This is a genomic window from Methylotuvimicrobium alcaliphilum 20Z (assembly GCF_000968535.2).
Classification (GTDB): Bacteria; Pseudomonadota; Gammaproteobacteria; order Methylococcales; family Methylomonadaceae; genus Methylotuvimicrobium; species Methylotuvimicrobium alcaliphilum.
This window is the reverse complement of record NC_016112.1, coordinates 4,342,375-4,368,745: the sequence shown is the minus strand read 5'-3', so window position 1 is coordinate 4,368,745 and position 26,371 is coordinate 4,342,375. Positions and strand designations below refer to the sequence as shown.

The window sequence follows — 26,371 nt, the reverse complement described above, 5'->3', positions numbered from 1 at the left end:
CTCCCAGAAGTTGTCGATGTTATTTCATGATCGTTACTAAGTATTCAGTCCCCCTTCTTTGAAAAAGAGGGCTAGGGGAGATTGTTTAAATAAATCCCCCTTTTTCAAAGGAGGAGGACAATATTGCGGTAATTTGCCAAAGGGGTCTGAATACTTACAAAGGTATAGAAAAAATTCATTTCGTTATAACGCCAAAAATAAAACCGCGCATCGGCATTGTTTCGCGCAAAGTATATAATGACCGGTTTGCCGACTTTATTCAGACGTAGCAATGACCGATCAAAAGAAGATTTTAAGCTCCGATATCCGTTACGAATGCGGCGACTCCGCTTATACGCGCGGGCTCAGCTATTACCAAAGCGGCATGGTATCGAAAATGAACATTACCGAAGAGAGTGACTGGCATGTCCAATTGAAATCTACGGTCAAAGGGAGCGGTAGCAACTATTATCAACAAAATATAAAAGTCACCTGGAACGACAAATTCAATAATGTTGAAATCGTCGGTTATTGTTCCTGTCCGATGCATTTTAACTGTAAGCATGTCGCGGCGGTTTGCCTTAAATACCGCAATGACATGACTGACATGCCGATAAAAACCGGTAACCGTACCTCCAGTTGGCTGGGCTGGCTCGAAACACTTAACAAACAAACATCCGCCAAATCGCCTTATCAAGATTTTCTTGCCTATACCCTGCTGCCGGCCTCGAAAAAAGGGGAGTTCAATCTCGATTTGACGATTACCCGTGAAAAGAAAACCGGCGGCTTATCCAAGGGCCGTAAAACTACAGTCAATAATCTGCGCTATGGGTATGCTTCAAACACTTATTTTCAAGAAGGCGACGAAGAACTTATCCGTTTAATCACCGCTTTACCAAGCACTTATGAAGGCGTACCGATCATTAACGGCGCAACCGGTTATTTGGTTCTGACTCAAGCCGTTAAAACCGAACGTTTGTTTTATCAATCATTGGATGAACCGGCGATAAGGAACGGCGAATTACGCGATTTAAATTTCGAATGGCTCATGCAGGATAATGGCGATTTTCAGTTGGTATTGACCATCGAACATAATGCTATTTTAATCTTGACCGAACCGCCGATGTATCTGGACCCTGCAAACGGTTTAATCGGGCCTTTGAATATACATGGAATCGATTTTCAACAATTGCAAAAAATTCTGACAATTCCGCGTATTCCCGCCGAAGCCGCCGAAGAGTTTAGCGAGCGTTTAACGCTTCAACATCCCGAATTACCCTTACCGCCGCCGCGCAGGATTGAAATCGTTGAGTTGCGGGGTCAAAAGCCCCGCCCTGTACTGACATTGTTCGGTACGCAATTTACGACGTCGAATTATGTCCATGCAATGACGGTCGGTTTCGATTATGCCGGGCATATTTTTGCGACGCATACGCTCGAAAAAAATCAAGTGCACAGTTTTTATTCGAAAACGGATAATGCTTCAGCCGAACCGGAACGCCATGTTTGGGAAGTGATTAAAACCGAACAAGGCTTATTGCGTATCGCACGCGACCAGGCTGCCGAATCCGAGGCGATTCAACGCTTAACCGATCAAGGCTTTCGTTCGATGGATTGGCCCGGCAACACGGAATTTGTCATGACGGCACAGACGGAGCCCTCTGACGCGAGCGGAGCGGTTCGTTGGGGTTCATTCTTGCAAAATACCGTTCCCGAACTGGAACAAGCCGGTTGGCTAATTGAAATTAACGATAGCTTTTTGATGAAATTCCAAGAAGCCGATACTTGGAATGCTGAAATCGACGAAAGCGGTAACGATTGGTTTGAAATGCGTTTTAATATTAACGTGGACGGTCAGTCGTTACCGCTTTTGCCTTTGATCATGCCGGTCTTGGAAAATTTTAAAGGCGACCAATTACCCGAAATGCTGAGCATTCCGATGGGCGAGCATCAATACTTAAACATTCCGTCGGAGCGTATTAAGCCGTTTTTGGATATCTTGTTCGAGTTATTCGATGCAGGTACATACAGTGACCAGGGCGTATTGACCCTATCTCGTTTCAATGCGGTCGCATTAGCCGATTTGGAAACGCATAGTTACGGCCTTTTCAGCCTGAAAGGCGGTAAGGCGCTTCGCGAAGTCGCTAAGAAGTTACGGGATTTCAAAGGTATCGCCAACGTTGTGCCGCCCGAAGGCTTGAATGCGCAATTGCGCGACTATCAACAATTGGGGCTCAATTGGCTACAATTTTTGCGCGAATATCAATTCGCGGGAATTTTAGCCGACGATATGGGGCTCGGTAAAACCATTCAAACACTAGCGCATATCCAACTGGAAAAAGAGCAGGGACGTTTGACTGCTCCCTGTCTAATCATTGCCCCAACCAGTCTGATGGGCAATTGGCGGCGCGAGGCCGAGCGCTTTACACCAAGTTTGAGAGTATTAATACTACAAGGTGTCGACCGAAAACAGCATTTTCATAAAATCAACGATTTCGATATTGTGCTGACGACCTATCCTTTGCTACCGCGCGACGAGGAGGCGCTGACCGAGCCCGATTATCATTATTTGATTCTCGACGAGGCGCAAATTATCAAAAACCCCAAGGCCAAGGCATCGGCCATCGTCAGAAGAATCAATGCGAATCATCGATTATGTTTAACCGGCACGCCGCTGGAAAATCACTTGGGCGAATTATGGGCGCAATTCGATTTCTTGATGCCGGGCTTTCTCGGCGACAGCGCTTTTTTCAAGCGCACCTATCGTACGCCGATCGAAACCCACGGCGACTATGAGCAACGCAAGCGCTTGTCGCGCCGGCTCGAACCTTTTTTACTGCGCCGGACCAAGCAAGAGGTTGCCAAGGAGTTGCCGCCGAAGACCGAAATGATCCGTTCGGTGCCGCTCGACACCAAACAGGCCGCCTTATACGAGAGCATCCGTTTGACCATGGAGAAAAAGGTTCGCGATGCGATCGCGCAAAAAGGGCTGGCGCGCAGTCACATTACGATATTGGATGCCTTGCTGAAACTGCGCCAAACCTGCTGCGATCCGAGAACGTTAAACTTGAAAGAGGCTCAAAAAGTCAAACAGTCGGCTAAACTGGATCTATTGATGGAATTGCTGCCCGAGTTACTTGAGGAAGGCCGAAGAATCTTGGTATTCTCGCAATTCACGAAGATGATCGCGCTCATCGAAACCGAATTGAAAACCCGGAAAATTGCTTATAGTAAATTGACCGGCCAGACTAAAAACCGTGACGAAGCGATTAATTTATTTACCGGCGGCACAGTCGACGTATTCCTGATTAGCCTTAAGGCGGGCGGTGTCGGCTTAAATCTTACCGAAGCCGATACCGTGATTATTTACGATCCTTGGTGGAATCCCGCGGTGGAAAGCCAAGCCGCCGATCGGGCTTATCGAATCGGTCAAGACAAACCGGTATTCGTTTATAAACTGATTACTGAAAACACGGTCGAAGAGAAAATTCTTGCCTTGCAGGAAAAAAAGCGTGCATTGGCGTCCGGAGTTTATCAGGAAAACAACGAGCAAGGTTTTAATCTGACTTCGGAGGATTTGACTGCATTATTCGATCCGGTACAGTCGTAGGCATTGATCCAATAAAAAACATTTTGTCTACGAAACACACGAAAATATTTGATATCTTGGCAGGCTGGGGTTTGCAGCCGGCGAAACGAACGACGGCGCCAGCCAAAACCGTTTAAAAAATGCAAACTTCGTGTAATCTGTGATCTTCGAGATCCATCATAAACAACGGGCATTACTTCCTTTTGATTGAAAAACCGTCTAAGAATAAAAGGTATGGGATGTGTCTATCGAGGACCGCCGTATACCCATCCCTGGGGGCTTGACGGCAGCTCCCTGCTGCCGACATCCTCGCTAGCCACACCCCATACCTTCACAAAGTTAGCTAATTTTTGAGTATAAAGGGAGTATAACGATGAACGATTATCCGCCGCATATTGAAGTCATCAATGATGCAGGGTATTACTCGCCTGGCACGCCGCCCCAACGCTGGTTTCTCTCTCGTTTACCAATTTTTCTCGGCGTATTCCTGAGCGCATTGCTCATCGGCTTGGCTTTCAACTACAGCCGCCCTGCAATATACCGCAGTACTGCAACTTTACTGACATCGGCAATGACCGCGATCGATCAGGTCTCGGAAACCGCCGATATCCAACATGTCGCGATACAGCGGCAAATTTTGCTGGGCCGCGAACTGTTGGATGAAACGCTCAAGAGGCTCGAGATAACGTATCCGCAAGCCAATCTGACTTTAGAAGACGTCAAGGAAATCTTGCAAGTCCAATCGTTGCCCGACACGCAGTTGGTCGAGATGCAGGCCGAAGGAGAAATGCCGGAGATTTTACCGGTCTTGATTAATACCTGGATCGACGTATATTTGGATGCCAGAGCGGCGGAAATCGAAAGCAGCAAAGGTAAGACAATACAAATCGTCAAGGATGAGTTGGGTGAATTGGAAATTAAAATCGAACAAGCTCGGAACGCGCTGATCGAATTTAGGAACGAACATGACATCGCCTCGACCGAACGCCAAGAAAATACGGTATTGGCCAAATTAACCGGACTAACGGCGGCATTGAATAACGCCAATGAGGCCGAAGTCAAAGCCAAGGCTCGACTCGAAGCCGTCGAAAAGGCCATCGAAGAAGGTCAAGCCGTCGTGCCGACTCAGGATCAACGCAGCCTGGATCAATTGGAGCAACGCTTGCAACAGCTCAGGGAAAAGCTGGCCGAATTCGACAAACGCTATACCCGGGAATACCTGGCTCGGCAACCGTCGATGAGATTCATTCCCGAGGAAATCAAAAAGCTCGAAAAGGAAATCGCAGCCAAGCAGCAATACGGCACAAGAATCGTGCATACCGATGCGATGCAAGAATACCAAGCCGCAAAAATGACACTCGATCGTATTCGTCAACAGCTCGAGGATCACAAACGCATGGCATCGGAGTTTAGCTCACGCTTCGCACAACATGAAAGCCTAAAAGCCGATCTCGATGGGCTCGAAAAAATTTATCGAGAAACGCAAGAACGACTGGTGCAAATCGAAACGCGTCCGGTCGAAAAATACCCTCAGGTTACCGTGATTGACCGAGCCTTTCTTGCCCGCGATCCCATCAGCCCGAATTACAACCGAGATACACTGATTATCGTTATCGGGTCAGTCATGCTCGGACTGTTCGGCGTTTGGCTAGCCGAATTTTTACATCCGCCCCGCGAAAAGCAGTCGGACGATGCTTTATCGGCGCTGTCGGCCTACGCCAACCTGGGGTTTGGCACCGGACGGCTGGACTTGCCGCAAGTCTCGCCCGAACGACTCACGCAAATCCGCAATCATCAGCGACTGAATGCGCCAGTGCCTCGTGAATTGTCGGATGCCGATTTACGCGCGTTGCTCAATGAAGCGAATACAATGGGCAAGCAACTGATTGCTTTATTATTGCTTGGTGTTACATTGAAGGAAGCTGCGGCATTGACTCCGGAGCATCTGGATGCCGAGGCTGGAGAAATCCGGTTGAGCGGCCCCGTACCGAGAACCATTCCGCTCGACGGTTTATTGAGTTATTTTAACGGGCAACATCGATTTCCGGCCTGGTATACCGATAGCCCGCTAGCGATCGACGATCTTTCCGCGATTATAAGCGTTGCGGCGATCGATGCCGGCATGACACATCCCGAAGATTTCAATGCCGATGCCATTCGCCATACCTATATCGTGTATCTCATAAGACAAGGTTTGAAGCTATCCGAACTTGAAAGCATCGTCGGAACGATAGCGCCCGCCGATTTAGTCGAATACGGGCGTTATTCGCCGTTACGCCCCGGTCTTTCAGTGACCGAAATCAACCGAATCCATCCGGCTTTGGAAACGGAAGCGCTTCCGCCGGCGCAATGATAAGGATTTCGTCGTAAATAACTTCCCTATTTTATGGAGGGTTCGGTTGCTCGATTGGCAGGTGTCGGCGGCAGGGCAGATTTTTGCTCCTCGGCAATTGCTAAGTTACATGGATGTAACGAATGCAGAAAATGCAGGAGCATTTTTCTGCCCTGCATCGCCTAAAGCGCCTACTGTTGGTGCCCTAATACACGCCATCCATGGCGTAATGCAAAATCTGCATTCATGCCATCCTTGGCAATCAGTCACCTCCGTCAAGCCTGCAAGGACGTATTCACCCAGCCCCTAAATTCCATAGCCCATCGGTCATGGTTAATAGTTTTACTAATTTAGGGGCTGGGTCCTGCCAAGCGAGTTACCGAACCCTCAACAAAGCTCATAGTTCCTGGACGTTATTTATTACGAAATCCTAAATAAATCATGCACTTTTCGATCATAATCCCGACACTCAACGAACAAACCTCGATCGTTGAGTGTCTTGGCAAACTGCAACACTTACGCGAACATGCGGAAATCATCGTATCGGACGGCGGCAGTAGCGATCGTACCGTGGCGCTGGCCGAGGACTTGGCCGACCTTGTATTAACCGGCTCGGTCGGCCGCGCCAAACAAATGAATCGGGGGGCAAAGCATGCGCATGGCGAAGTCTTGATCTTTTTGCATGCTGATACTGTCTTGCCCGAACAAGCATTGAACTCGATTACTCAAGCGCTGAAAGAAGGCGTATATTGGGGGCGTTTCGATATCCGTCTGAGCGGTAGTCATGTCATGTTGAAGGTGATCGCCGCACTAATGAATCTACGTTCGCGATGGACCGGCATCGCGACCGGAGATCAGGCGATTTTCGTGCATCGCAAAGCCTTCGATTCCGTGGGGGGCTTTCCCGATATCGCCTTGATGGAAGATATCGCGCTAAGCAAATCTTTGAAAAAATGGGGCAACCCCGCGTGTCTAATCGATCATGTCGTCAGTTCCGGCAGACGCTGGGAAAGCTATGGCTTATACCGAACGATTCTATTGATGTGGAGTCTAAGGCTACGTTATTTTTTGGGCAGTCATCCGGAGACATTGGCTTATCTTTACCGAACAGGAAAATTATGGAAACCGTAATCCGCTTATCTATTGCGCTAGGCATTTTTTTGATCATGATCAGTTGGGAAGCGTTGCGACCAAGACGTAAGCAATCGCCCGACCGCAAACAGCGCTGGCCGATCAACATCGGCTTGGCTCTGTTCAACATGCTGCTGATGCGATTGACGGTCGGCGGAGCGGCCTATCTGAGCGCGGTTTATGCGCAAGAGCAGTCTTGGGGATTGTTGAACATTTTCGATATTCAAGGCTGGCCGGCTGTCGCAGTTACCTTGATCGCGCTCGATTTTGCGATTTACGGACAGCATGTGCTCTCGCATAAATGGCTGTTGTTATGGCGTTTGCACCAGATTCATCACACCGATATAGCCTTCGATGCGACAACGGCAGTTCGCTTTCATCCGTTGGAAATCGTTTTTTCGATGCTCTATAAAATCGCATGGATCTTGTTGCTCGGTGCGGACCCGCTGGCCGTGATCGCCTTCGAAATTATCCTGAACGGCGCGGCCACGTTCAATCACGGTAATGTCGACATCCCGGAACGGGTCGACAAAATGCTACGCTGGCTCATCGTCACGCCGGACATGCACCGCATTCATCATTCGACGATACAGGTCGAAACCGACAGTAATTACGGCTTTTCGATTTCTTGCTGGGATCGCCTATGCGGCACCTACCGCGCCGAACCCAAGCAAGCACAAACCGACATGCCGATCGGCCTAGCGCCGTTCAGAAATCCCGAAGAACTCGGCCTCGCGAACTTGTTGCGTTTGCCGTTTAGCGCGTTACGCCGGGAGTGACGCGAGATATCGTGTTTCTTCAGCTAAAGCCCAAAGATCGGCATATCCCTAACAGGACGGGGTTCGCAAGCCATGCGCGTCAAGCTAAAAACGGCTAACCCACATCACGTTATTTCCCAAGCTCCAGCTTCCTGAGACCGACACAACCTCCGCACATTCTCAATCAACCCCGACTCGCTCGTTCAATCTTTCTTGATTGTCGGGAAGCTCCAGCTTCCTGAACAGGTTACCCAAGCTGGAGCTCTCATCGTTATACATAAGTCAAAAATTACTCTTTTGCAACCTTAACCAATGAGACCAGCAATTCCCAGTTTGAGCAGTTTCGCCGATTTTAGGGTGTGGGGTATGCCTGCCGAGGAACGCCGTAAACCCATCCATGGGGGCTTGGCGGCAGCTCAAACGCCAAGGATGGCGTGTAGTAGGGCAATGCAGGAGCAATTGCCGAGGAGCAAAAATCTGCCCTGCTGCCGACATCCTCGCCAAGCATACCCCACGCCCTTTTTGATCTCCAAATTGGGAATTGCTGCAATGAGACCTCGATAGCATTTATTGTGACTTAACACTCTCGGCCTCGAGATCGCGATCAGGGGATCGCTCCCACAGAGCGTCCGCAGCTCTCTGTGGGAGCGACGCCTTCGTCGCGACTATCGAAGCCAGTAACGCTCAAACACCGATAGCCTTTCCGGACAACACAACAATTTAGCGCTCGGTCGCTACTTTTTGCACAATTAGGTATATTTATACTTAATCTATAAAGACGAGAGCTGAAGCATCTTGCTAATCAGGTATAGTTTTATTCCAGCTTAATTTGATCTTCGATCGTATGCGTTAACCGAACGCCCGGCAATTCCAAGGTCATCTTTACCTGTAGCGTTTCGGTTCCTTTCAACTCGCCCGTTTCAATGGCCTTGACAATGGCATGCTCAAGTTCTCGCTGTGACGTGACGCCGACTTGTTTCAAAAATTTCCTGACTTCCATATTCAAAGTATCTTCGTTCATAGCAACCTCCGTAAATCAAAAAGAAACACCGGTCGGGAAAGACCGACCCTGAAAATCGACCAGCGTCAATCAAACCACCAATACGGATAGGTATCAAGCTTTATCTGAATGATTAAGTGGCCCGCCTGTTGAAAGGCTCTCGCGTGAGATTGACGTGCGCATTGATAAACCTAAAAAGAGCAGTTGGCATGTGTTGTAGACCGTTCGAGCCAAGTCGAAGCATGAAGGGTCTACAACACTTTCACTGGCGTGGCCCCTTGTCAGGTAATCAAGCTTAAGAAATTGATCGCAGGCTGAGTTGACTCTATAATCGATCTCTGCCTAAACGAAAGACTTCTTTTCAGCGCCCCGCCGATGAGCGAGAGAGAGCTTGCATCGGCTTCAATGCCAACATTGGGAACATGATGACTAAGCGATCAGCCGAAGGGACCGAAAAAGATAGTCGTAGCGACGTTCTATCGAAACGAAGCAGTCAGGACAAACAGATCATGATTGTTTCGCAGAACGATGATCATGCGGCTGAGTTGACCCGGCGGCTCAGACAACAAGGCTATGCCGCCTTCAATGTCTCGCCCAATGCCGACTTTCGACCCCTCGCCGGCACCGATCCGCGTTTGATCCTGATCGATTGTCCGGGCTTCTGTCTGCCGATTCGGGAGTTCTTGCAGCGTCGACGCGACAATATCGACATTCCGGTCGTTTGTCTGCTCAACAAAGCGGCACATCAACAAGTCCATGCCTTCGATGCTCCGAATGATTCGGGCTTTTTGGAGCAAGCCGTGCCATTCGAAGTCGTCGAAGACCGTATCAAGCAGGTATTGGCTCTCGAAGACGGCAATCGCTCCCCGGAGTGCGCGAAGCAACCCGATTCCGCGATGGCGCCGCAGGATCGGGTCTGTCCTGTTACGGAAGGGCGTTGCGGTTCAATCGGCCGTATCGACACAACAGCGATCGCACAGGCGCCGCAAAACGCCACGGCCCCGGTTTGCACCGTGTTGATCGTTTCAGCGCGGAAAGGCTTCGGCACTCAAATTGCCCAATTATTTGATCGCGAAGGTCCGATCCGCGTGGTCGGGCAATTCGTCGACGATCTGAGCTTTATACCGACCTTGTTGAGCCTGATCGAGCCGAAGCTATTGCTGCTCGACCTTACGTCGATCGAAGGAACGCTAGACGACTGGTTGAGAACGATCAGACAAGCGGATCGGGAGCTCAAAATCATGCTATTGACCCATCCCGACGTGCCGGATTTTTTCAACGAGACGTTGAGCTATGAGGTATTCGGTCGTTTGTCGACGCTCGATTCGACCGATGTGTTCAAAAGAGCCATCCTTGCCGTCAGCGAGGGCGAGCTTTGGCTGCCCCGTCAGGTGCTGCAAAAAGCGCTGCTGGAATTGACGAAGATTCACGGCGAACAAAAACCGGAAGACTCTTGGCACGATGATTGTGCTTCGATGACCGAGCGCGAACAAAACATTGCCCGGCTGGTCGCGGAGGGCCTGACGAACAAGGAGATCGGCAGGCAACTTCAGATCAGCCCGGAAACCGTCAAGATGCATCTCAAGCATATCTTCAATAAACTCGGCATTCAACGCCGCAGCCAACTGGCCGCCAAGTCTAATTTCCCGCGCTGACGTTTCCGAGTCGCGACACGGGCATCAAGCTACCTATTCGGGTAATGTGAACTTCGTCACATTTATGGAACACTGCCCCTGCAGTTTTTGAAAGTTTCTGGAAATAACGCGATCGAGCAGAATTGCTCGATCGCACTAATCAACGAAAGGAATTCGAATTAAACCTAAGGGGGTTTATCATGAAAACGTTACAACACAACAAAATCGCGATCGCATTGTTCGCGTCGGCGTTGACGCTGGGGTTGAGCAGCGGAGCGTCAGCCGATGTTCCCCAAGATAAAAGTGCTGTTGCAAGCACGCCTATTTCCACAACACAAGTGGTTACTCCTTATATCATCCCTCCGGCGGATGGTAACCAGCGGGGTGGCAATCGTTCGTGTGCCGATGTCGGTAAAGCTTATTTCGGCAACCCACTCCACTACCAATGCCGAACTGACAAGAAAGACTACGAAAACTTCACCAGTCAAGCCACCCTTGAAGACCCCGAGATTTTTGAGCCAACCGGTGGTTTACCTGCCGAGTGCGCGAACGCCATCAGCGTTGTCGTTACTGATGGCACCATTGTTGACTGGACTTCGACATACCCAATCGGAGCCGCAATTATCAAAGGCGGTCCTGCAGCCAATACCTATGTCTACATGCCGCAAAAGCTTAAAGATACCGGCCTCGCTTCTCCGCCAGTATCTGGTGGATTTGCAGAACTGAGCAATATCGGCGGGTTTTGCTGGAATCCGGAGCTAGGACCGCCGCTAGGGATTTGCTATGAGGATGAAACTGCGTGGGCCGCTGGAGATAGATATACGCAAAGAGGAAACTGGGCGACCTACGTTGAATATAAATCCGAAGTAAAGACAGTCGACCTGTTTGCCGGCCAGGATATTCCGGTCGGAACAGTGACTTTCAGCGTCCCAGATGGGGATAACCCAGATGGGGATAACAACGTGACGATCACCATTAATCTCTCCGGAGATTGGGTGTTTGGCATCAACTACGAGCTTGACGAGGAAGGCAATCTCAAGTTAGACGAGGATGGCAACCCGATCCGCGATGACAACATTAAGGTTCAGGATTATGCTGAAGCCCCAAGTGGAAACCCCTCGCCCGGATTGTTCATGTGGAAAAAGGTCGGTGATGGCCAAATCGGTGAGATCGTAGTTAAACAAAACAACTATTACGGGGTACATGTGGATGTGGCCTTGCCGGTGGAGTGCCCTACCGACGAGTAATTAGCTTGCATGGTTCGGGCTGCCAAGCCTAAGTCTCAATTAGTTTGGCTCGGGAACCAACGTTGACGAAAATGGCATAAACAACTACGCCGGGGTTCGTATTGGAATGAACCCCGGCTTTTTCATGCCTATCGCTCTGCGACCGGTTTATTTCTTGCCGTTGCCATTACTACCACCGCCGCCTTTCGTGCTGCCGGCCGTAACCGTTATCGATGCCGCCGAGGCATTGCCCTCTTGATCGCGGGCGCCAACCAAAAAGTCGTAGACGGTGCCGGAGCCCCTGTTGCTGTCGGTAAAGTCGGTTTTGCCGGCGTTTGCGATTGCCGCGCCGTTGACAATCACTGTCGCGCTGCCGGTCGCTTGACAATAGGACAGGTAATAAAAATCCTTGCTGTTCGGTTTTGATATTTTCAACATGGTTGGAACGCCGGATGTCCATGGGACGTTACCGATCGCGGCGATTTCATGAGTGCCGCTGCTTATCACGGTCGCGACCGCGCTGGGAACGCTCGCATACCAGCTCATCTGGTCGATATGAGCGGCGTTGAACAGATACCCGCTACTGCATCGTCTAAGCGCCTACTGTTCTGTTGGTGCCCAGCTACACGCCAGCAAATGGCGTTCGTCCCTCACCTAACATTAGGTGAGGAAGCATAGAGTGAGTGTCTACATGGACGTATTCGCGGCTTTCTTTGACTGATTTCCCGGAGTCGAGTTTTGATCTAAGGGGATATATTTTTGTTGACATATAAATGAGAATCATTATTATTAGCGCTACGATAGATATTTGACCTCTCCTGACTATCGTTTGGCGCACGATGCTTCTCTCTCTTAAACATATCGCACACTGCGTGCGCCAATTTTTTTTGCTTACTCGAATGAGGATGTCATGTTGGAAAATCAATCGGAAACATCGGCTCTGCATGAAATTACACATCTTCATGCGAGCACGTTAATGCTAATCACCCAATTCAGTAACGGACATCATTGCCCGAAGCTGGCGCACATGATCGTCAATCAACTACGCCGACTCATTACCGAGTCCGAGCTGGAACAACTGCCCACGGGCCAACAAATGTATCGGCAATTACTCAATCATTGGCAACAAGTGACGCAGACATTGCTGGAAAAGCGGCAACAAAACCGCAAGCGCACTCAATTACACTGAGTTTGTTCAGGATGAAACCTAAAAAATTCACTCGCCAACATGTTAAACGCCTTTTCGTTTATTCGGCTATGTCCTGCGCCGCTAAACTGCAAATATTCGAAAACCGCATGCGCTTGCTTTTGCGTACTGTTGGCGAATGCGCCGGCGATTGCCGATGAGAAGGCCGCGATGAAAGATACGGTGGAGCTCGATACGATGATTGTCGAAGGCGCTTCAAGCACCCGTCCGTTGGATGAAGAGCCGGGCACCGCTTCGGTAATCGACGCCGAGACGATAGAGCGGCGAATGGTCCGTAGTATTAAAGATCTGATCCGTTACGAGCCGGGCGTTAACGTCGGTAACGATCCTCAGCGTTTCGGCGCGACCGGCTTTACGATTCGCGGTCTCGGCGGCAATCGGGTGTTGATGCAAGTCGACGGCGTCCGTTTGCCGGATGCATTTTCGATCGGCTCGTTCGCATCGGCGACGCGAAACATGGTCGATATGGATGCGCTGAAATCGGTCGAAATCATACGTGGTGCCGGGTCTGCCCAATACGGCGGCGATGCGCTGGGCGGCACGGTCGGCTTTGTCACCAAAGATCCGCGCGATTACCTCGACACATTCGGTAACGATTATTATGCCGACGCCAAGCTCGGCTACAACTCGACCGACCGCAGCTTCTTGAAAACCGCAACCTTAGCCGGCGAATCGATGGGTTTCGAGAGTTTGCTGTTGTTAACGCATTCCGAAAGCCGAGAAACCGACACGAAAGGCGACAACAAAGAGCTGAATCCAAGACGGACCGCGCCGAGCCCGCAAGACAACGAAGTCTACAACGGACTCGGCAAGCTGCTCTACCGCTTCGACGATGACAATGTGCTGCGCTTGACCGGCGAGTGGATGCACAGCGAGTCCGAGCTCGACGCTTATCATGCCAGAGATCCGCTGGGCATCGGTTTTCCGCCGAATACGAAAATCTTCAGCCTGATCACCGATGACAGACAAACACGTTGGCGGATCTCATTGGATCATACGCTCGACCGTCTCGGTTTTGCGTTATTCGATAGCGCATTCTGGCGCGTATACCGGCAAAAAACTGCGGCGACACAAGAGACTTGGCAAGATCGCGACAATCCGCTGAATAAACGCCATTTAATCCACCGTATTTTCAGCTTCGATAACGACGATATCGGCGGAGAAATTCGCTTCGACAAACATTTCTCGACCGGTATTTTCGATCATGCACTGCAATACGGCGGTCAAATCAGCATGAACACGATTACGCAAAAGCGGGATGGCAGTCTGACCTATACCACCGGTAGACCGCCGTTCATTCAACCGGGTACCGTTTCGAAAACCGTCGCGCCCGACACGTTTCCGGTGCGCGATTTTCCTGAAAGTATCGTGACGAAGGCGGGAGCTTATCTTCAAGACAGCATCACGTTTCTCGACCGGCGCGTAGAGTTGATTCCCGGCGGACGCATCGAGTTCTACTCTTTAAAGCCGCAAAAAGACTCGCTATACGATGCGACGTCTAAGGTGCAGCCGACTGAACTCGACGAGTACAAGTTTCTGCCTAAGTTGGGCGCGTTATTCCATATCACCGATGAATTAACGATTCACGGACAATATGCGGAAGGGTTCCGAGGCCCGAATTTTGGCGAAAGCAACGCCGGTTTCGTCAACGATCAATTCGGTTATCAAACAATCCCGAACTTCAATCTGACACCCGAAACCAGCACCGGATTTGAGATCGGTTTGCGCGGCAAAGGTGCGGCCGGAACGTTCGATCTGACTTTTTTTCGCAACGATTACAAGAATTTTTTATTTTTGGACACGGTTTGCGTGCCTTCGACCGAGACCGGATTCTGTTTGGCCTACGGCGATACGCCAAGATTGACATTTCAGCAAATCAATAACCCTGACGATATTCGGATTCAGGGCGTCGAATTCAAAAGCCAACTTTACTTGGATTGGTTTCATGAAACTTTGGAAGGAGCGAGTTTAATAGCCAGCGGATCGTATGCAGAGGGCGTCAATCTCGAAACCGGTTCCGTAAACGACGTGTCCTTACGCGGCATCAGCCCCGCCAAAGGCGTGATCGGTCTGCGCTACGAAGAACCTTCGGGAATCTGGGGCTCTGAATTGATATTAACCTTGGTCGACGCCAAGCGTCCGAAGACCGCTCCGGACGATGCGCAATTCCTGCCCCGAGGATACGGCGTCGTCGACTTTAACGGCTACTATCGTTTCAACGATCATGTTTCGGTTAACGTCGGCGTGTTCAATTTGTTCGACAAAACCTATATCGACTGGGAAGACATCAATACGCGGGCCGGCGACCCGCATGCAACCTTCGGAGCCTACGCGAACGCCGATTTCTGGAAGCGTTATTCGCGACCGGGACGCAACGTCGGCGCGACGCTAAAAATAGCATTTTGAGATACGGCGATGCACTTAAGCTACCAAGACATTAAACAAAAATTGTCGTCGCTATTCGACGAATTATTCACGCATGAAGGCTATGCCGATATGCGCATCGAGATGCGCATTCTCAAACGAGGACAAAAAGAGGTGATTCTGCATTGCGGCAAACAATACCGTTATGTTGTCGATTTTCGGCCCGGTGATGACTCGCTAAATGCCGGCAAGGAAACCGGCAGTCATGCACTCGAATCCATCCGGTGCGAATCGAGGCGCTAACAAATTCTTTTCAATGGCGTCTTGCCGCCGCGCCTCCCATGTCTTCGATAGAGTTGCGGATTGACTGTTCGGGATCGAATCAAAGCGGCTTTAAAAATTTGTACCGACTCGCCCTGCGTCTTTGAGGTTAAGAAAAGGGTTTTTAACTTTCATTTACGAGGATAAAGAATGAAAACTTTATTGAGATTAACTTTAAGCGCAGCATTTTTAAGCGTATCCGGCCTGGCTGCGGCCGATATACAAAACGGCCCGAATCCTTACAATCCGGGATACGGTTTCGATGCCCCGCATGCGGCATCTTGGGGCGGATGGGCGCGCGGCGATGCCGGTACGCTCTACGCCGAATGGGATACCTTCATCGATGCTTCCTATGGTACTGCAACCGACCGCACCGCAGCTCCGGACGTCGGCGAAGCCAATGTCTCCGATGCTTTTGCCGCTTGGAGTGCCGGGACTTTTGTTGCCGGCTCGGGAAACCTTTACAGTTTTTCGGTTCCTCAAAACTATAATTTCTCGGTTACCGGTAACGTCGGTATGGGACAGGTTCGAGCTGTTCTGCAATTCGAAGCTTCGGGCATACAGATGAATTATGACTCGATTAAATTAAACAATTTGGCGCCTACCTTTACCGAGAAAACGTTTTATGATGATGCCTTCCCAAGCTCTATGGGCCCAACCGATTTAGTACACTACCTGGCTATCTGGGACTTACCTGCAGAACCTGTCGCATATAATTTTTCATTCAATAGTCCGCCTCATCAAAGCCTAACTCAGGTTGCGATCGATATTGCCGCGGCTTCTCTTTTTGATCATGATCTTGAGCCTGGGCCGACACCGGATCCCGATACAACGCCGGATTCGCCTGCATGGACCCGATTAGACCTTGCTGTCGTGGATATGCTGAACGATGTACCAAGTCTATTGGCCCAGATCGGCGAAAAAGCCTACTTGCTACCTGAAAACGCAAACAGAAGTTTTGCAGTGACCGATACTGGGATTTTATCCAGTCTAAAAGAATACGTAAGTACGATTACAGACGGTAAGCTTTATATCTTGGGTATGGAAACGACTAGAGTTTACGAGTTAAATGAAGATCATCTTGTGGAACGGTCTGAACTTGATGCCATGCCGACATCCCGGTTCGAGGCAACTGCGCTAACTACGGATCGAGGGGAGATATTTGTCTTCGGCGGCAAACAAACCCGGCCGAATGGCACAAGCAGATTGATCAATCGTCTCGAAAGCTTTAATCCCGAAACTAATGAATGGAAAAGGCATCGCAACATACCCGGTACTAATCGGCGCGAAGGCGCCGCCTTGGCCGCTGTCTCTATCGACGGCAAAGCCCACGCATATCTTCTAGGCGGCGGCGTGCTGCAAAGAAATAGACTATTCGGTGCGATTGCGGCCTACGATTTTGAGCTCAATCGCTGGGAGACGAGAGCCATGACTCCGATGCCGACGCCGAGGGCATTTCAAAGCGGTATACAGGCCCCGGTGTTGGATGGAAAAATCTATCTAATCGGCGGACGCTCCGTTAATAGCGCCGGCGGCTTGGCCAAGTCGGATAAAGTCGAAATCTATGACCCGGTGTCCAATACTTGGCAAATCGGCCCGAATTTGCCTAAAGAGATAGCCGAGCCGGTATCGTTCGCGACCGATGGAAAAATCTACGTCATCGATGCAGCTCAACAACCTGAGCAATCGGCAATAACGGCATGGGAACTGGATGGCACCTGGAAACCCTGGCTGGAAGAAGACCAAACCTGCGATTTAGATGGAGACGGACGATTCACTAATCGCGATGTCAATTTGTTTGCCCGTGCTTGTAGAGCCGGAACGGCTTACTGGAATTGCGATTTAACCGAAGACGGTGCGCCTATCGCTAGAAATATTAGGGAATATCGGCGCCAATGGAGTGATTATTGGAACCAAGCATGCCCCTAAGTGATAAAGCGAGGGCGTTATTCATGACTCAGTTAATAAAAAAAGCTGTATCGCCGTATAGACCGGCTATGCCGGTCTATACCCATCGCAGATCAAAATTCGGCGCCGGGGTGTCCGTCAAAGGACGCCGTGAATACATCCCTGTAGGCTCTATGCCAGCTCCATGCTGGCAAAGCCTTTGCCACACACCCCGGCGCCTCCTCAGGCACTGCCGAAACTTGAAGTGCGAAAGGTATAGCTGCGGCCGATCTTTTCCAGAGGTCTCTAATCCTATGTACTCGCCTACGGTTTCGATAATTCCCATGAAGCCATTTTGGGTAGTTGGACTCGAGGCGGCGACGGGAGCTTATATGCCAAATGGTACGCATTATTACCGAGGTTCCCGTTCCAGCCTTCGCCTGGCTGTTGAGTTCGAACGTGCTGGGCTTGATCGGTTGGCGGCGCAGACAAAATGCGCCTGCGATTTTAAGCTAAACCCTATCAACCCCGCACCGGACAATTCGGCCCGGCTCGGGCCATATTTTAATCTAAAAGCGCCTAAGCGCCCGGAGGATGAAATGTATCGAATACAGACACAACCGGCTAGCCCCGGTCCCGCCGAAATCGAGAAGAAAATTCGGCTGTACATGCGGCTATATCTCACGCAACGTGTATGGTTCATATCGCAGGCGGTAGTCGAACTGATCGACGCACTGATCGGCCATCCCGACTTCGACGGAACGCCTGAACAGCGCTGCGGTTTCATACGCCTGGCAGGAATTTGGCGCTGCATTGCATGGATAGACCGCTGTACGCAGACTCAGTCGTCCGGTTACGAAAATTCGCAAGAGGAATGATCATGTGCCAAGCAAACGATAGTCGAACGAACTCGATTTCTCCCGAGGCGTTAAAACGCCGCTGGGACGAACTACGCGAGAACAGGTCGCAATTGCGGATTAGGGAGGCCGCTTCCGCTTTGGAAGTCAGCGAGGTCGAACTCCTGGCGACCGGCTGCGGGGAAAATGCGACTCGTCTTGACGCCGATTGGCAGGGGCTGCTGGGTGGAATCGAATCATTAGGCCAGGTAATGGCATTGACCCGCAACGATGATGCGGTGCACGAAAAAACCGGTTTTTACCAAAGTATCCGGCTGACCGATACCGGCGGACGGATTCAGGGCGATAACATCGATCTGTTTCTGGATTTTCGCCATTGGCATTCTGCTTTCGCCGTGACCGAACAAACTCGTCAGGGAGCTCGCAACAGTCTGCAATTTTTCGATCGCGACGGTACTGCCGTGCATAAGATTTATATGACCGAAAGCAGATGTATACCGGCCTATCGGGCCTTGATCGAACGTTACCGCTCCGAAGATCAATCCCAACGGCAATATGTCGAATCTCCGGTGCTAAACATTGATTCGGTAGCCGCCGTGGCCGGCAACGATAGGCTAGGACAGGCATGGCATGAGCGCTTGATCGCCTGTGGAGCCGTGCCTTATCAAAGCACCGAGCCGCTGCAAACCGAACGACTGCCGCCCCCGTTGTTTCGGCGTTTCATGGAAAAAGCGTCAGAAGTTGGCGCCGGTTTGACCGTTTTAGTAGGCAATGCCGGCGCGCTGCAGGTTCATTCGGGCCCGATCGAGAAACTGATGATCACCGGCCCCTGGTTCAACGTGCTCGACGACGGTTTCAACCTGCATTTGAAGGAAGACGCGTTGGCCGAACTGCTTCTCTCCGAACGTCCGGCCGGGAATACTGTGGCCAAAACCTTGGAGCTTTACGATACTGCCGGAAGCACTATCGCTATGATTCTCTTCGAACATGCAGACTCATTGCCATTAAGTTAAGCCGTCACCTGATAAGCAAGATGCTTCAGCTTGCCGAAACCAAGTGTCCAAGCAGGGGCCAGTCGTAGTCGCAAAAACTAAAATATGCTGTTACCCAAGCTCCAGCTTGGGTAACCTGTTCAGGAAGCTCTAGCTTCCCGACAATCAAGAAAAATTGAACGAGCGAGTCGCGGGGCTGATTGAGAGTGAGCGGAGGTTGTGTCGGTCTCAGGAAGCTGGAGCTTGGGAAAGAGCGTGATGTGGGAGGCCGTTTTTAGCTTGACGCACATGGCTTACGAACCCCGTCTTGCTAAGGGTTATGCTGATCTTTGGGCTTTAGCTGAAGAAACTTGCTAATCAGGAGCCGTCATGTCGGCATGGATTGCCGACATCCATATCACATGAATGTATTCAATGCTTGCCATCCGTGGCACTGGATTCCGCCACTCCTTGGCGGAATGACGCGGGTTTTCGTGATCTTAATGGCAATGAGATGCGGACTGGGATGAATGCCTCAAGACCGATGATCGACAATTCGAACCGGTATCGAACCCAAAAGCTGCTACGCCAATTACGGTGAAAGCGGCAACATGACCGGCAAATTTTCAAATAACTAAAGAGACAATGACATGAACGATACCACAGTAGATTTTGAACAAGTCCGTGAGGACTGCAGCCGACTGACCGATTCTTTCGATTCGGTGTTGATGGCGACCGTAGGTGTGGACGGTAAGCCGGAAGCCAGTTACGCGGCCTATGTGAAATACCAAGGTGATTATTATATCTATATCAGCGAATTGGCGGCTCATACCCGCAATCTTTTGGAGAACGACAAGGTCAGTCTGTTGTTCATCGAAGATGAAGATAAAGCATCGCATTTATTCGCGCGGCAACGGGCCACGTTTCAAGGGCAGGCCGAAGAAATCGCGAGGGATAGCGAACAATTTCATTTTGTCATGGATGCGTTTCAACAGAAATTCGGGCAATTCATCGATATGCTGAAAAAATTGCAGGACTTCCATTTGTTTCGTATTCATCCGACGAAAGGATCGTTTGTACAAGGTTTTGCCCGCGCTTTCACGATCGAAGGCGAAGCCTTGGACGAATTCCGCCATGTCAACGATACCGGGCATCGGAACAGCGCACAAAGCAAGCCGGAATCGATGCCGGCGCATTGATTTCGGATATCGTGATAAAAACCTCCTGGAGCTATGAGATTTGTTGAGGGTTCGGTAACTCGCTTGACAGGACGCCGTAAATACGTCCGTGTAGGCTTGACGGCGGCGACTGATTGCCAAGGATGGCATGAATGCGGATTTTGCATTACGCCATGGGTGGCGTGTATTAGGACAATGCAGGAGCAAAAATCTGCCCTGCCGCCGACACCTGTCAATCGAGCAACCGAACCCTCTATCAAATAGGGAAGTTATTTAAGACCAAACCTTTCAAGGTCAGTAACACAACATGCATAAAAACAAACTATTCAAGATCGTCCGTACCGTCATGTGTTGCGTCGTGTTCGTAACTGCAGGCGCTTCGGCAAACGAACCGCGTATCGTTGCGGTCGGCGGCTCATTGACCGAAATTGTCTATGCACTCGGTGCGGAAAACCTGTTGGCCGGCGTCGACACGACCAGTCAATGGCCTGAAGCGGCGAAAGCATTACCGCAGGTAGGCTATATGCGCAATCTTTCGGCAGAAGGCATTTTGTCGCTGATGCCGACTCTATTATTGACGACGCAAGGTTCGGGGCCGCAAACGGTTATCGAGCAGATCCGGCAAGCCGGTGTGGAAATCAAAACCGTTAACGAAGACAATTCGGCGGACGGCGTGGTGTCCAAAATTCGAGCCGTCGCCGAATGGTTGAATGCGACCGAACAGGGCGAGCGCTTGGCGAAACAGGTACAGGAAGATTTCGATCGACTCGATCGATTCACGTCCGGGATTGCGAAACGTCCGAAAGTATTGTTTGTGTTGGCTATATCGCGCGGCGCGCCGATCGTCTCGGGTGAGGGAACGCCTGCCGATGCGATGATCCGTATCGCCGGCGGCGACAATGCTTTGAAAGGTTTCGAAGGCTTTAAGCCGGCAAGTAGCGAAGCTTTGATCGAAGCAGCGCCGGATGTGATCGTGTTGACCGATATGGCAGCGAATGCGATCGGCGGCATCGAGCGCTTGTTCAAAATGCCCGGTTTCGGTGCGACACCGGCCGGCAAGCTAGGCAAAGCGGTAACGATGGATGCCCTGTATTTGTTGGGATTCGGCCCGAGATCCGGTCAAGCCGCGCTGGACTTGGCTGCGCGCTTGCGCACCGTCGATACCGTGGCGTCCGAATGATGAAAGCGGCGTTTGCAATGTCTGGCGGAACGAAACGTTATGCAGTTCTGGGCGGCTTGACGCTGCTGCTGTTTGTAACGGCCATCATATCGCTCGGGATCGGCGCCTATTCGATTTCACCGGGCCAAGTACTCGCCATTCTGAGCGAGGTTTTCGGTCTGCAACTGCCCTGGCCGTTCAATGACGGCCATCGCGCCGTATTGGAATCGATACGCGGTCCGCGTATCGCACTAGGCGTGTTGATTGGCGCGACGCTGGCCGTCTCGGGAGCGGCAATGCAGGGCTTATTCCGTAACCCGCTTGCCGACCCGGCATTGATCGGCGTATCGAGCGGCGCGGCATTGGCAGCGGTCGCTGCGATCGTGCTCGAAACCAGCCTGCTGCGGAACGTGGCGCAAATACTCGGTTATTATTATCTGCCTGCAGCGGCTTTTTCGGGCGGATTCGCGGTGACTTGGCTGGTCTACCGTTTCGCCGGTTCCGGCGGCCGTCTCGATATCGCTTCGCTGCTGCTGGCCGGAATCGCCGTCAACGCATTGGCAGGTTCCTTAACGGGTTTGTTGACTTCGATCGCCGACGATCAGCAATTGCGTACCTTAACATTTTGGAGCATGGGCAGTCTCGGCAGCGCTAACTGGAGTCAAGTCGTCGCCGGCTTGCCGTTTTTTCTGCTGAACTTGTTGCTGCTCCCGTATTTTTCAAGCGCTTTGAATGCGCTATTACTCGGCGAGGCGGAAGCCGGCCATCTCGGATTTTCGGTCGAAACCGTCAAAACCGCAGTGATCGTTTTGGTTGCACTCGGTGTGGGCTGTTGCGTCGCATTGGGCGGCATCATCGGTTTCATTGGGCTGGTCGTACCGCATTTGCTGCGGCTCAGGCTCGGTCCGGACCATCGCATCATACTGCCGGGCTCGGCTTTGCTCGGCGCCAGTCTGTTGTTGGTATCGGACGGTTTGGCGCGCAGCTTGGCCGTACCTGCCGAAATACCGATCGGTATCGTCACCGGCGTTTTGGGCAGTCCGTTCTTTTTGTGGTTACTGTATCGGCAACGGATGCTAGGAGGCTGAATGCTGGAGGCGCGTAAGATAGTTGTCGGCATCGGCGGCAAGCGTTTGTTGGACGATATCACGCTGTGCGTTAAGCCCGGCGAAGTACTCGCGGTCGTTGGGCCGAACGGCGCAGGCAAGTCGACATTGCTGAAAACAATGTGCGGCGATTTGAAACCGCGGCACGGTTTTATTACCATGAACGGCACCGAACTCGACGATTGGCCGGTAGCCGAACTGGCCCGCGTGCGCGGCGTGCTGCCGCAAAACTCGACGCTATCGTTTCCGTTCACGGTACTCGAGGTCGTAGCGATGGGGCGCTGCCCGCATCGGCGTAACGGCGATCCGGCGCACGACAATGCTATCATTCGGCAAGCAATGGCATTGACCGATACCGAAATGTTCGTCGATAGAATTTATACTACGCTATCGGGCGGCGAGCGTCAGCGCGTACAATTGGCGAGAGTTTTGACGCAGATATGGGAACCGGTCGGTGATCTGCCACGCTATTTATTGCTCGACGAGCCGACATCGGCGCTCGATCTTGCGCATCAGCATAGCGTGTTGGCGATCGCCAGACGATTCGCCGACCGTTTTCAGGCGGGCGTTCTGGCGATTCTGCACGATTTGAATTTGGCTGCACTCTATGCCGACCGTATTGCGGTTCTGCATTCGGGCCGCTTGATGGCATTCGACAGTCCGGAGCGGGTTTTAGATGCCGATTTGATCAAGGAAATTTTCGGCTATCCGGTAACGATAGCCGTTCACCCTACTAAAACGAATTGTCCGCTGGTGATTCCGCATTTGTTGCGAAATGCCGAATGAATACAGACACCTGCCTAACGGGTCGAATTGCGAATACAGAACGACAAATTACAAGCGAGTCATCTTATCCCGATTCCTTTTCCGGTATATAAAAATCCCCATGACTACAATGCCAGCGGTTAAAATCAGCATCAAAATGGGATGTTGATAAAACAAATCAAAAAAAGCGCCTACGCCTTGCGATGAGCCGCGATAGTAAGGCCCCATAAGTTCCTCCTCGGTTGAATATGCATTTTAAGAGCATACCTTCAGAATGTGCTTTGTCTACTCCTTTTATACTTCGCGCGGCCATATTTTCGGCTTTTATGGCAATGCTATTTTGTTCGGTAGCAAGGCGCGAAAACAGGCGCATAGCAAGCTATGTAACTGTTTTCGCAACGCAGCTACCGGACAAAAGAGCGCGTTAGAAAACCGAAAATATGGCCGCGCGAAGTATATACCGCACGTTACCGAACCCGAAGACAGGTCCCCACACCACCCAGGTGCGCGATGCTCGCCCTACACCTAGCGTTTTCTAGCCTATGGTCACCAACAGTTTCTAAAATATTTTGAGATTAAAAAGCGTGAACACAAAAATTAGCTAAAATAGCTTTTTTCGACAGCCTACCCAACAGCCCATGCTTAAGCCGAATGACCTGCGCGGCTAGGCTTTCGGTAAAGTCACGCCGGTTTGGCCTTGATATTTACCGGCTCGGTCCGCATAAGATGTATCGCATACCTCGTCGCCGCCTAAAAACAGCATTTGCGCGACTCCTTCGTTCGCATAGATTTTGGCCGGCAACGGTGTGGTATTTGAGAACTCTAGGGTTACATGACCTTCCCACTCCGGCTCGAGCGGCGTGACGTTGACGATAATGCCGCAGCGCGCATAAGTCGATTTGCCAAGACAGATCGTCAGCACATCGCGCGGAATGCGAAAGAATTCGACAGTGCGTGCCAACGCGAACGAATTCGGTGGAATGATGCAGACATCGGATTTAACGTCGACGAAACTCGCTTCGCTAAAATCCTTCGGATCGACGATTGCCGAATTAATGTTCGTGAAAATTTTAAATTCGTCCGAGCAACGCACGTCGTATCCGTAACTCGAAGTGCCATACGAAATCACTCTGCCTTTTTCCGTCTCCCTAACCTGCGTTGCGGCGAACGGCTCGATCATGCCGTGTTGTTCCGCCATCCGGCGTATCCACTTATCCGATTTGATGCTCATTGAATTCTTGTCCTAATTAATTGAAATCCGGTTTTTTTTACCATAGAAGCAAGCCATTATAAAACAATAAGGATTTCCTGTTTCAACAGCAATTCCCAGTTTGAGGAGTTTCGCCGATTTTAGGGTCTGGGGTATGCCTGTCGAGGAACGCCGTAAACCCATCCATGGGGGCTTGGCGGCAGCTCGAACGCCAAGGATGGCCTGTAGTAGGGCAATGCAGGGCAGAAAAATGCTCCTGCATTTTCTGCATTCATTACATCCATGTAACTCAGCAATTGCCGAGGAGCAAAAATCTGGCCTGCTGCCGACATCCTCGCCAAGCATACCCCACACCCTTTTTGATCTCCAAATTGGGAATTGCTGCTGTTTCAATATCTCGTTTGCAAAGTCCGTCCGCTCGAATTTAGGTATTCTGAATCACGATATTCGGAAATTTGCTACTGAAATCTTTGGCTTTCAAGGCTAGTTTCGCGGTCATTTTTCGTGCAATTTCACGGTAAATTTCAGCCGAGCGACCGTCGGGATCGGAGACGACCGTCGGACGGCCCGAATCGGCATTTAGCCTGATGTCTTTATCTAACGGTAACGCACCCAATAGCGGTACCTGGTTTTTTTCAGCCATCGCCGCGCCGCCGCCGCTACCGAAAATCGCTTCTTCATGACCGCACTGGCTACAAATATGCACGCTCATATTTTCGACGATGCCCAACACCGGTACGTTGACCTTTTCGAACATCGCTAAACCGCGTTGCGCATCGAGAAGCGCGATGTCTTGCGGCGTCGTGACGATAACCGCACCGCTAACCGGTATTTGTTGCGACAGCGTTAATTGAATGTCCCCTGTGCCGGGCGGTAGATCTACTATCAAATAATCGAGATCGGTCCAACGCGTTTCTTTAAGCAATTGCTGTAACGCGCCGGTGACCATAGGGCCGCGCCAAATCATCGGCTGGCTTGTGTCGACCAAATAGCCTATCGAATTGGTTTGTAAACCGAACGACATCTTCGGCAGCATGGTTTTGCCGTCTTCGCTTTCCGGAAAACCGGATTGTCCGAGCATCGTCGGAATGCTCGGCCCATAGATGTCGGCATCCAGAATACCGACCTTAGCGCCTTCCGCCGCCAAGGCCAGGGCTAAATTTACCGCCGTTGTCGATTTGCCGACGCCCCCTTTGCCGGATGCGACTGCGATGATGTTTTTGATGCCCGGCAGCGGCTTCAAGCCTTGCTGTACCGCATGCGACAAAATATTGATAGTAATATCGATCGTCACGGTACCGATGCCATCCAGCGTCTTTAAATGCTCCAATACAGCTAATTTATACTCATCGAGATGTTTTTTGGCTGGATAGCCTAATTCCAGTTTTATCGAGACATCTGCACCGTCAACGTTGATCGATTTAATCGATTTAGCCGAAACCAAATCGGTTTCAACATTGGGGTCGATAAACGTCTTCAATCGATTTTCGATGTCTGCTTGGGTAATTTGTGCCATGAGTGCTCCGGGGTAAGGAAGTGTTGAATTAATAACCAACTAAAATACTAAGGAATAGTATTGTACAATCTGAAATCATTATTGACCACTGAACAAGCTATTTCAAAACTTAGCGGTCGTTATCCCACGCTTGCGAAAATTGCTTTAGCGAACTATTTTTTTAATACCTTGATGTCATATC

Annotated in this window: 21 protein-coding genes; 16 read left to right on the top strand and 5 right to left on the bottom strand. The window is 50.8% G+C overall.

What is annotated here, in order from left to right; translation table 11 throughout:
- Window positions 1-271 precede the first annotated feature (271 nt).
- The 4 genes from MEALZ_RS18540 to MEALZ_RS18525 all read left to right on the top strand — a co-directional run bounded on the left by MEALZ_RS18540 (window position 272) and on the right by MEALZ_RS18525 (window position 7,810).
- Window positions 272-3,589 (top strand): DEAD/DEAH box helicase, encoded by a 3,318-nt coding sequence (locus MEALZ_RS18540; RefSeq protein WP_014150191.1) that lies wholly within the window; start codon window positions 272-274, stop codon window positions 3,587-3,589.
- A 352-nt stretch (window positions 3,590-3,941) separates the two neighbouring features.
- Window positions 3,942-5,921, top strand: coding sequence for a GumC family protein (locus MEALZ_RS18535; protein ID WP_014150190.1), 1,980 nt, complete (start codon window positions 3,942-3,944; stop codon window positions 5,919-5,921).
- Window positions 5,922-6,341: 420 nt separating this feature from the next.
- Entirely contained in the window at window positions 6,342-7,031 is a 690-nt protein-coding gene (locus MEALZ_RS18530; protein WP_014150189.1) for a TIGR04283 family arsenosugar biosynthesis glycosyltransferase, read from the top strand.
- Complete coding sequence (locus MEALZ_RS18525; protein WP_014150188.1) at window positions 7,019-7,810, top strand: sterol desaturase family protein; 792 nt, start codon at window positions 7,019-7,021, stop codon at window positions 7,808-7,810. The genes MEALZ_RS18530 and MEALZ_RS18525 overlap by 13 nt, the downstream gene beginning before the upstream one ends.
- Before the next feature lie 793 nt (window positions 7,811-8,603).
- Here the strand turns inward: MEALZ_RS18525 and MEALZ_RS18520 are convergent.
- Window positions 8,604-8,810, bottom strand: coding sequence for a DUF6494 family protein (locus tag MEALZ_RS18520; protein ID WP_014150187.1), 207 nt, complete (start codon window positions 8,808-8,810; stop codon window positions 8,604-8,606).
- A 401-nt stretch (window positions 8,811-9,211) separates the two neighbouring features.
- On the opposite strand from MEALZ_RS18520, the gene MEALZ_RS20835 reads away from it, so the two are divergent.
- Window positions 9,212-10,444: a response regulator transcription factor gene (locus MEALZ_RS20835; RefSeq protein WP_048481350.1), complete on the top strand. Its 1,233-nt coding sequence runs from the start codon at window positions 9,212-9,214 to the stop codon at window positions 10,442-10,444.
- A 179-nt stretch (window positions 10,445-10,623) separates the two neighbouring features.
- Window positions 10,624-11,670, top strand: coding sequence for a hypothetical protein (locus MEALZ_RS18510; RefSeq protein WP_014150185.1), 1,047 nt, complete (start codon window positions 10,624-10,626; stop codon window positions 11,668-11,670).
- Window positions 11,671-11,817: 147 nt separating this feature from the next.
- Here the strand turns inward: MEALZ_RS18510 and MEALZ_RS18505 are convergent, their stop codons facing one another.
- On the bottom strand, window positions 11,818-12,195 hold the full coding sequence (locus MEALZ_RS18505; RefSeq protein ID WP_014150184.1) for a hypothetical protein: 378 nt from the start codon (window positions 12,193-12,195) through the stop codon (window positions 11,818-11,820).
- A gap of 364 nt (window positions 12,196-12,559) precedes the next feature.
- Between MEALZ_RS18505 and MEALZ_RS18500 the strand changes: the two genes are divergently transcribed.
- The 10 genes from MEALZ_RS18500 (at window position 12,560) to MEALZ_RS18455 (ending at window position 23,485) form a co-directional block, all read left to right on the top strand.
- On the top strand, window positions 12,560-12,838 hold the full coding sequence (locus tag MEALZ_RS18500; RefSeq protein ID WP_014150183.1) for a hypothetical protein: 279 nt from the start codon (window positions 12,560-12,562) through the stop codon (window positions 12,836-12,838).
- Window positions 12,839-12,877: 39 nt separating this feature from the next.
- On the top strand, window positions 12,878-15,262 hold the full coding sequence (locus tag MEALZ_RS18495; protein ID WP_014150182.1) for a TonB-dependent hemoglobin/transferrin/lactoferrin family receptor: 2,385 nt from the start codon (window positions 12,878-12,880) through the stop codon (window positions 15,260-15,262).
- Between the two features lie 9 nt (window positions 15,263-15,271).
- Window positions 15,272-15,523, top strand: coding sequence for a hypothetical protein (locus MEALZ_RS18490; protein WP_014150181.1), 252 nt, complete (start codon window positions 15,272-15,274; stop codon window positions 15,521-15,523).
- Between the two features lie 168 nt (window positions 15,524-15,691).
- Complete coding sequence (locus tag MEALZ_RS21085) at window positions 15,692-17,470, top strand: Kelch repeat-containing protein (protein WP_014150180.1); 1,779 nt, start codon at window positions 15,692-15,694, stop codon at window positions 17,468-17,470.
- A gap of 557 nt (window positions 17,471-18,027) precedes the next feature.
- Window positions 18,028-18,306, top strand: a complete 279-nt coding sequence (locus MEALZ_RS22935) for a hypothetical protein (protein WP_014150179.1) — start codon at window positions 18,028-18,030, stop codon at window positions 18,304-18,306.
- Between the two features lie 2 nt (window positions 18,307-18,308).
- Window positions 18,309-19,298, top strand: coding sequence for a ChuX/HutX family heme-like substrate-binding protein (locus tag MEALZ_RS18475; RefSeq protein WP_046061248.1), 990 nt, complete (start codon window positions 18,309-18,311; stop codon window positions 19,296-19,298).
- A 608-nt stretch (window positions 19,299-19,906) separates the two neighbouring features.
- Window positions 19,907-20,455, top strand: coding sequence for a HugZ family pyridoxamine 5'-phosphate oxidase (locus MEALZ_RS18470; protein WP_014150176.1), 549 nt, complete (start codon window positions 19,907-19,909; stop codon window positions 20,453-20,455).
- Between the two features lie 286 nt (window positions 20,456-20,741).
- The gene (locus MEALZ_RS18465; protein WP_014150175.1) at window positions 20,742-21,614 is read left to right on the top strand and encodes a heme/hemin ABC transporter substrate-binding protein; all 873 of its coding nucleotides are present in this window, start codon (window positions 20,742-20,744) and stop codon (window positions 21,612-21,614) included.
- Between the two features lie 17 nt (window positions 21,615-21,631).
- Window positions 21,632-22,681 carry a FecCD family ABC transporter permease gene (locus tag MEALZ_RS18460; RefSeq protein ID WP_223842328.1) on the top strand — a complete coding sequence of 350 codons (1,050 nt, stop codon included), beginning with the start codon at window positions 21,632-21,634 and terminating at the stop codon, window positions 22,679-22,681.
- Window positions 22,682-23,485 (top strand): heme ABC transporter ATP-binding protein, encoded by an 804-nt coding sequence (locus MEALZ_RS18455; RefSeq protein WP_014150173.1) that lies wholly within the window; start codon window positions 22,682-22,684, stop codon window positions 23,483-23,485.
- A 48-nt stretch (window positions 23,486-23,533) separates the two neighbouring features.
- Here MEALZ_RS18455 and MEALZ_RS23010 read toward each other — a convergent pair whose 3' ends face one another.
- The 3 genes from MEALZ_RS23010 to apbC form a co-directional block, all read right to left on the bottom strand.
- A complete protein-coding gene (locus MEALZ_RS23010; RefSeq protein WP_014150172.1) occupies window positions 23,534-23,692 on the bottom strand; it encodes a hypothetical protein in 159 nt (52 codons plus the stop codon).
- A 436-nt stretch (window positions 23,693-24,128) separates the two neighbouring features.
- Complete coding sequence (dcd, locus tag MEALZ_RS18450) at window positions 24,129-24,695, bottom strand: dCTP deaminase (RefSeq protein WP_014150171.1); 567 nt, start codon at window positions 24,693-24,695, stop codon at window positions 24,129-24,131.
- 403 nt (window positions 24,696-25,098) lie between these two features.
- The gene (gene apbC / locus MEALZ_RS18445; RefSeq protein WP_014150170.1) at window positions 25,099-26,190 is read right to left on the bottom strand and encodes an iron-sulfur cluster carrier protein ApbC; all 1,092 of its coding nucleotides are present in this window, start codon (window positions 26,188-26,190) and stop codon (window positions 25,099-25,101) included.
- Between the last annotated feature and the right edge of the window lie 181 nt (window positions 26,191-26,371).

Bases quoted from the DNA above. Each gene is read 5' to 3' on its own strand.
- MEALZ_RS18540 (WP_014150191.1), top strand. From the start codon at position 272: ATGACCGATCAAAAGAAGATTTTAAGCTCCGATATCCGTTACGAATGC.
- MEALZ_RS18535 (WP_014150190.1), top strand. From the start codon at position 3,942: ATGAACGATTATCCGCCGCATATTGAAGTCATCAATGATGCAGGGTAT.
- MEALZ_RS18530 (WP_014150189.1), top strand. From the start codon at position 6,342: ATGCACTTTTCGATCATAATCCCGACACTCAACGAACAAACCTCGATC.
- MEALZ_RS18525 (WP_014150188.1), top strand. From the start codon at position 7,019: ATGGAAACCGTAATCCGCTTATCTATTGCGCTAGGCATTTTTTTGATC.
- MEALZ_RS18520 (WP_014150187.1), bottom strand. From the start codon at position 8,810: ATGAACGAAGATACTTTGAATATGGAAGTCAGGAAATTTTTGAAACAA.
- MEALZ_RS20835 (WP_048481350.1), top strand. From the start codon at position 9,212: ATGATGACTAAGCGATCAGCCGAAGGGACCGAAAAAGATAGTCGTAGC.
- MEALZ_RS18510 (WP_014150185.1), top strand. From the start codon at position 10,624: ATGAAAACGTTACAACACAACAAAATCGCGATCGCATTGTTCGCGTCG.
- MEALZ_RS18505 (WP_014150184.1), bottom strand. From the start codon at position 12,195: ATGAGCTGGTATGCGAGCGTTCCCAGCGCGGTCGCGACCGTGATAAGC.
- MEALZ_RS18500 (WP_014150183.1), top strand. From the start codon at position 12,560: ATGTTGGAAAATCAATCGGAAACATCGGCTCTGCATGAAATTACACAT.
- MEALZ_RS18495 (WP_014150182.1), top strand. From the start codon at position 12,878: ATGTTAAACGCCTTTTCGTTTATTCGGCTATGTCCTGCGCCGCTAAAC.
- MEALZ_RS18490 (WP_014150181.1), top strand. From the start codon at position 15,272: ATGCACTTAAGCTACCAAGACATTAAACAAAAATTGTCGTCGCTATTC.
- MEALZ_RS21085 (WP_014150180.1), top strand. From the start codon at position 15,692: ATGAAAACTTTATTGAGATTAACTTTAAGCGCAGCATTTTTAAGCGTA.
- MEALZ_RS22935 (WP_014150179.1), top strand. From the start codon at position 18,028: ATGTATCGAATACAGACACAACCGGCTAGCCCCGGTCCCGCCGAAATC.
- MEALZ_RS18475 (WP_046061248.1), top strand. From the start codon at position 18,309: ATGTGCCAAGCAAACGATAGTCGAACGAACTCGATTTCTCCCGAGGCG.
- MEALZ_RS18470 (WP_014150176.1), top strand. From the start codon at position 19,907: ATGAACGATACCACAGTAGATTTTGAACAAGTCCGTGAGGACTGCAGC.
- MEALZ_RS18465 (WP_014150175.1), top strand. From the start codon at position 20,742: ATGCATAAAAACAAACTATTCAAGATCGTCCGTACCGTCATGTGTTGC.
- MEALZ_RS18460 (WP_223842328.1), top strand. From the start codon at position 21,632: ATGTCTGGCGGAACGAAACGTTATGCAGTTCTGGGCGGCTTGACGCTG.
- MEALZ_RS18455 (WP_014150173.1), top strand. From the start codon at position 22,682: ATGCTGGAGGCGCGTAAGATAGTTGTCGGCATCGGCGGCAAGCGTTTG.
- MEALZ_RS23010 (WP_014150172.1), bottom strand. From the start codon at position 23,692: ATGGGGCCTTACTATCGCGGCTCATCGCAAGGCGTAGGCGCTTTTTTT.
- dcd (WP_014150171.1), bottom strand. From the start codon at position 24,695: ATGAGCATCAAATCGGATAAGTGGATACGCCGGATGGCGGAACAACAC.
- apbC (WP_014150170.1), bottom strand. From the start codon at position 26,190: ATGGCACAAATTACCCAAGCAGACATCGAAAATCGATTGAAGACGTTT.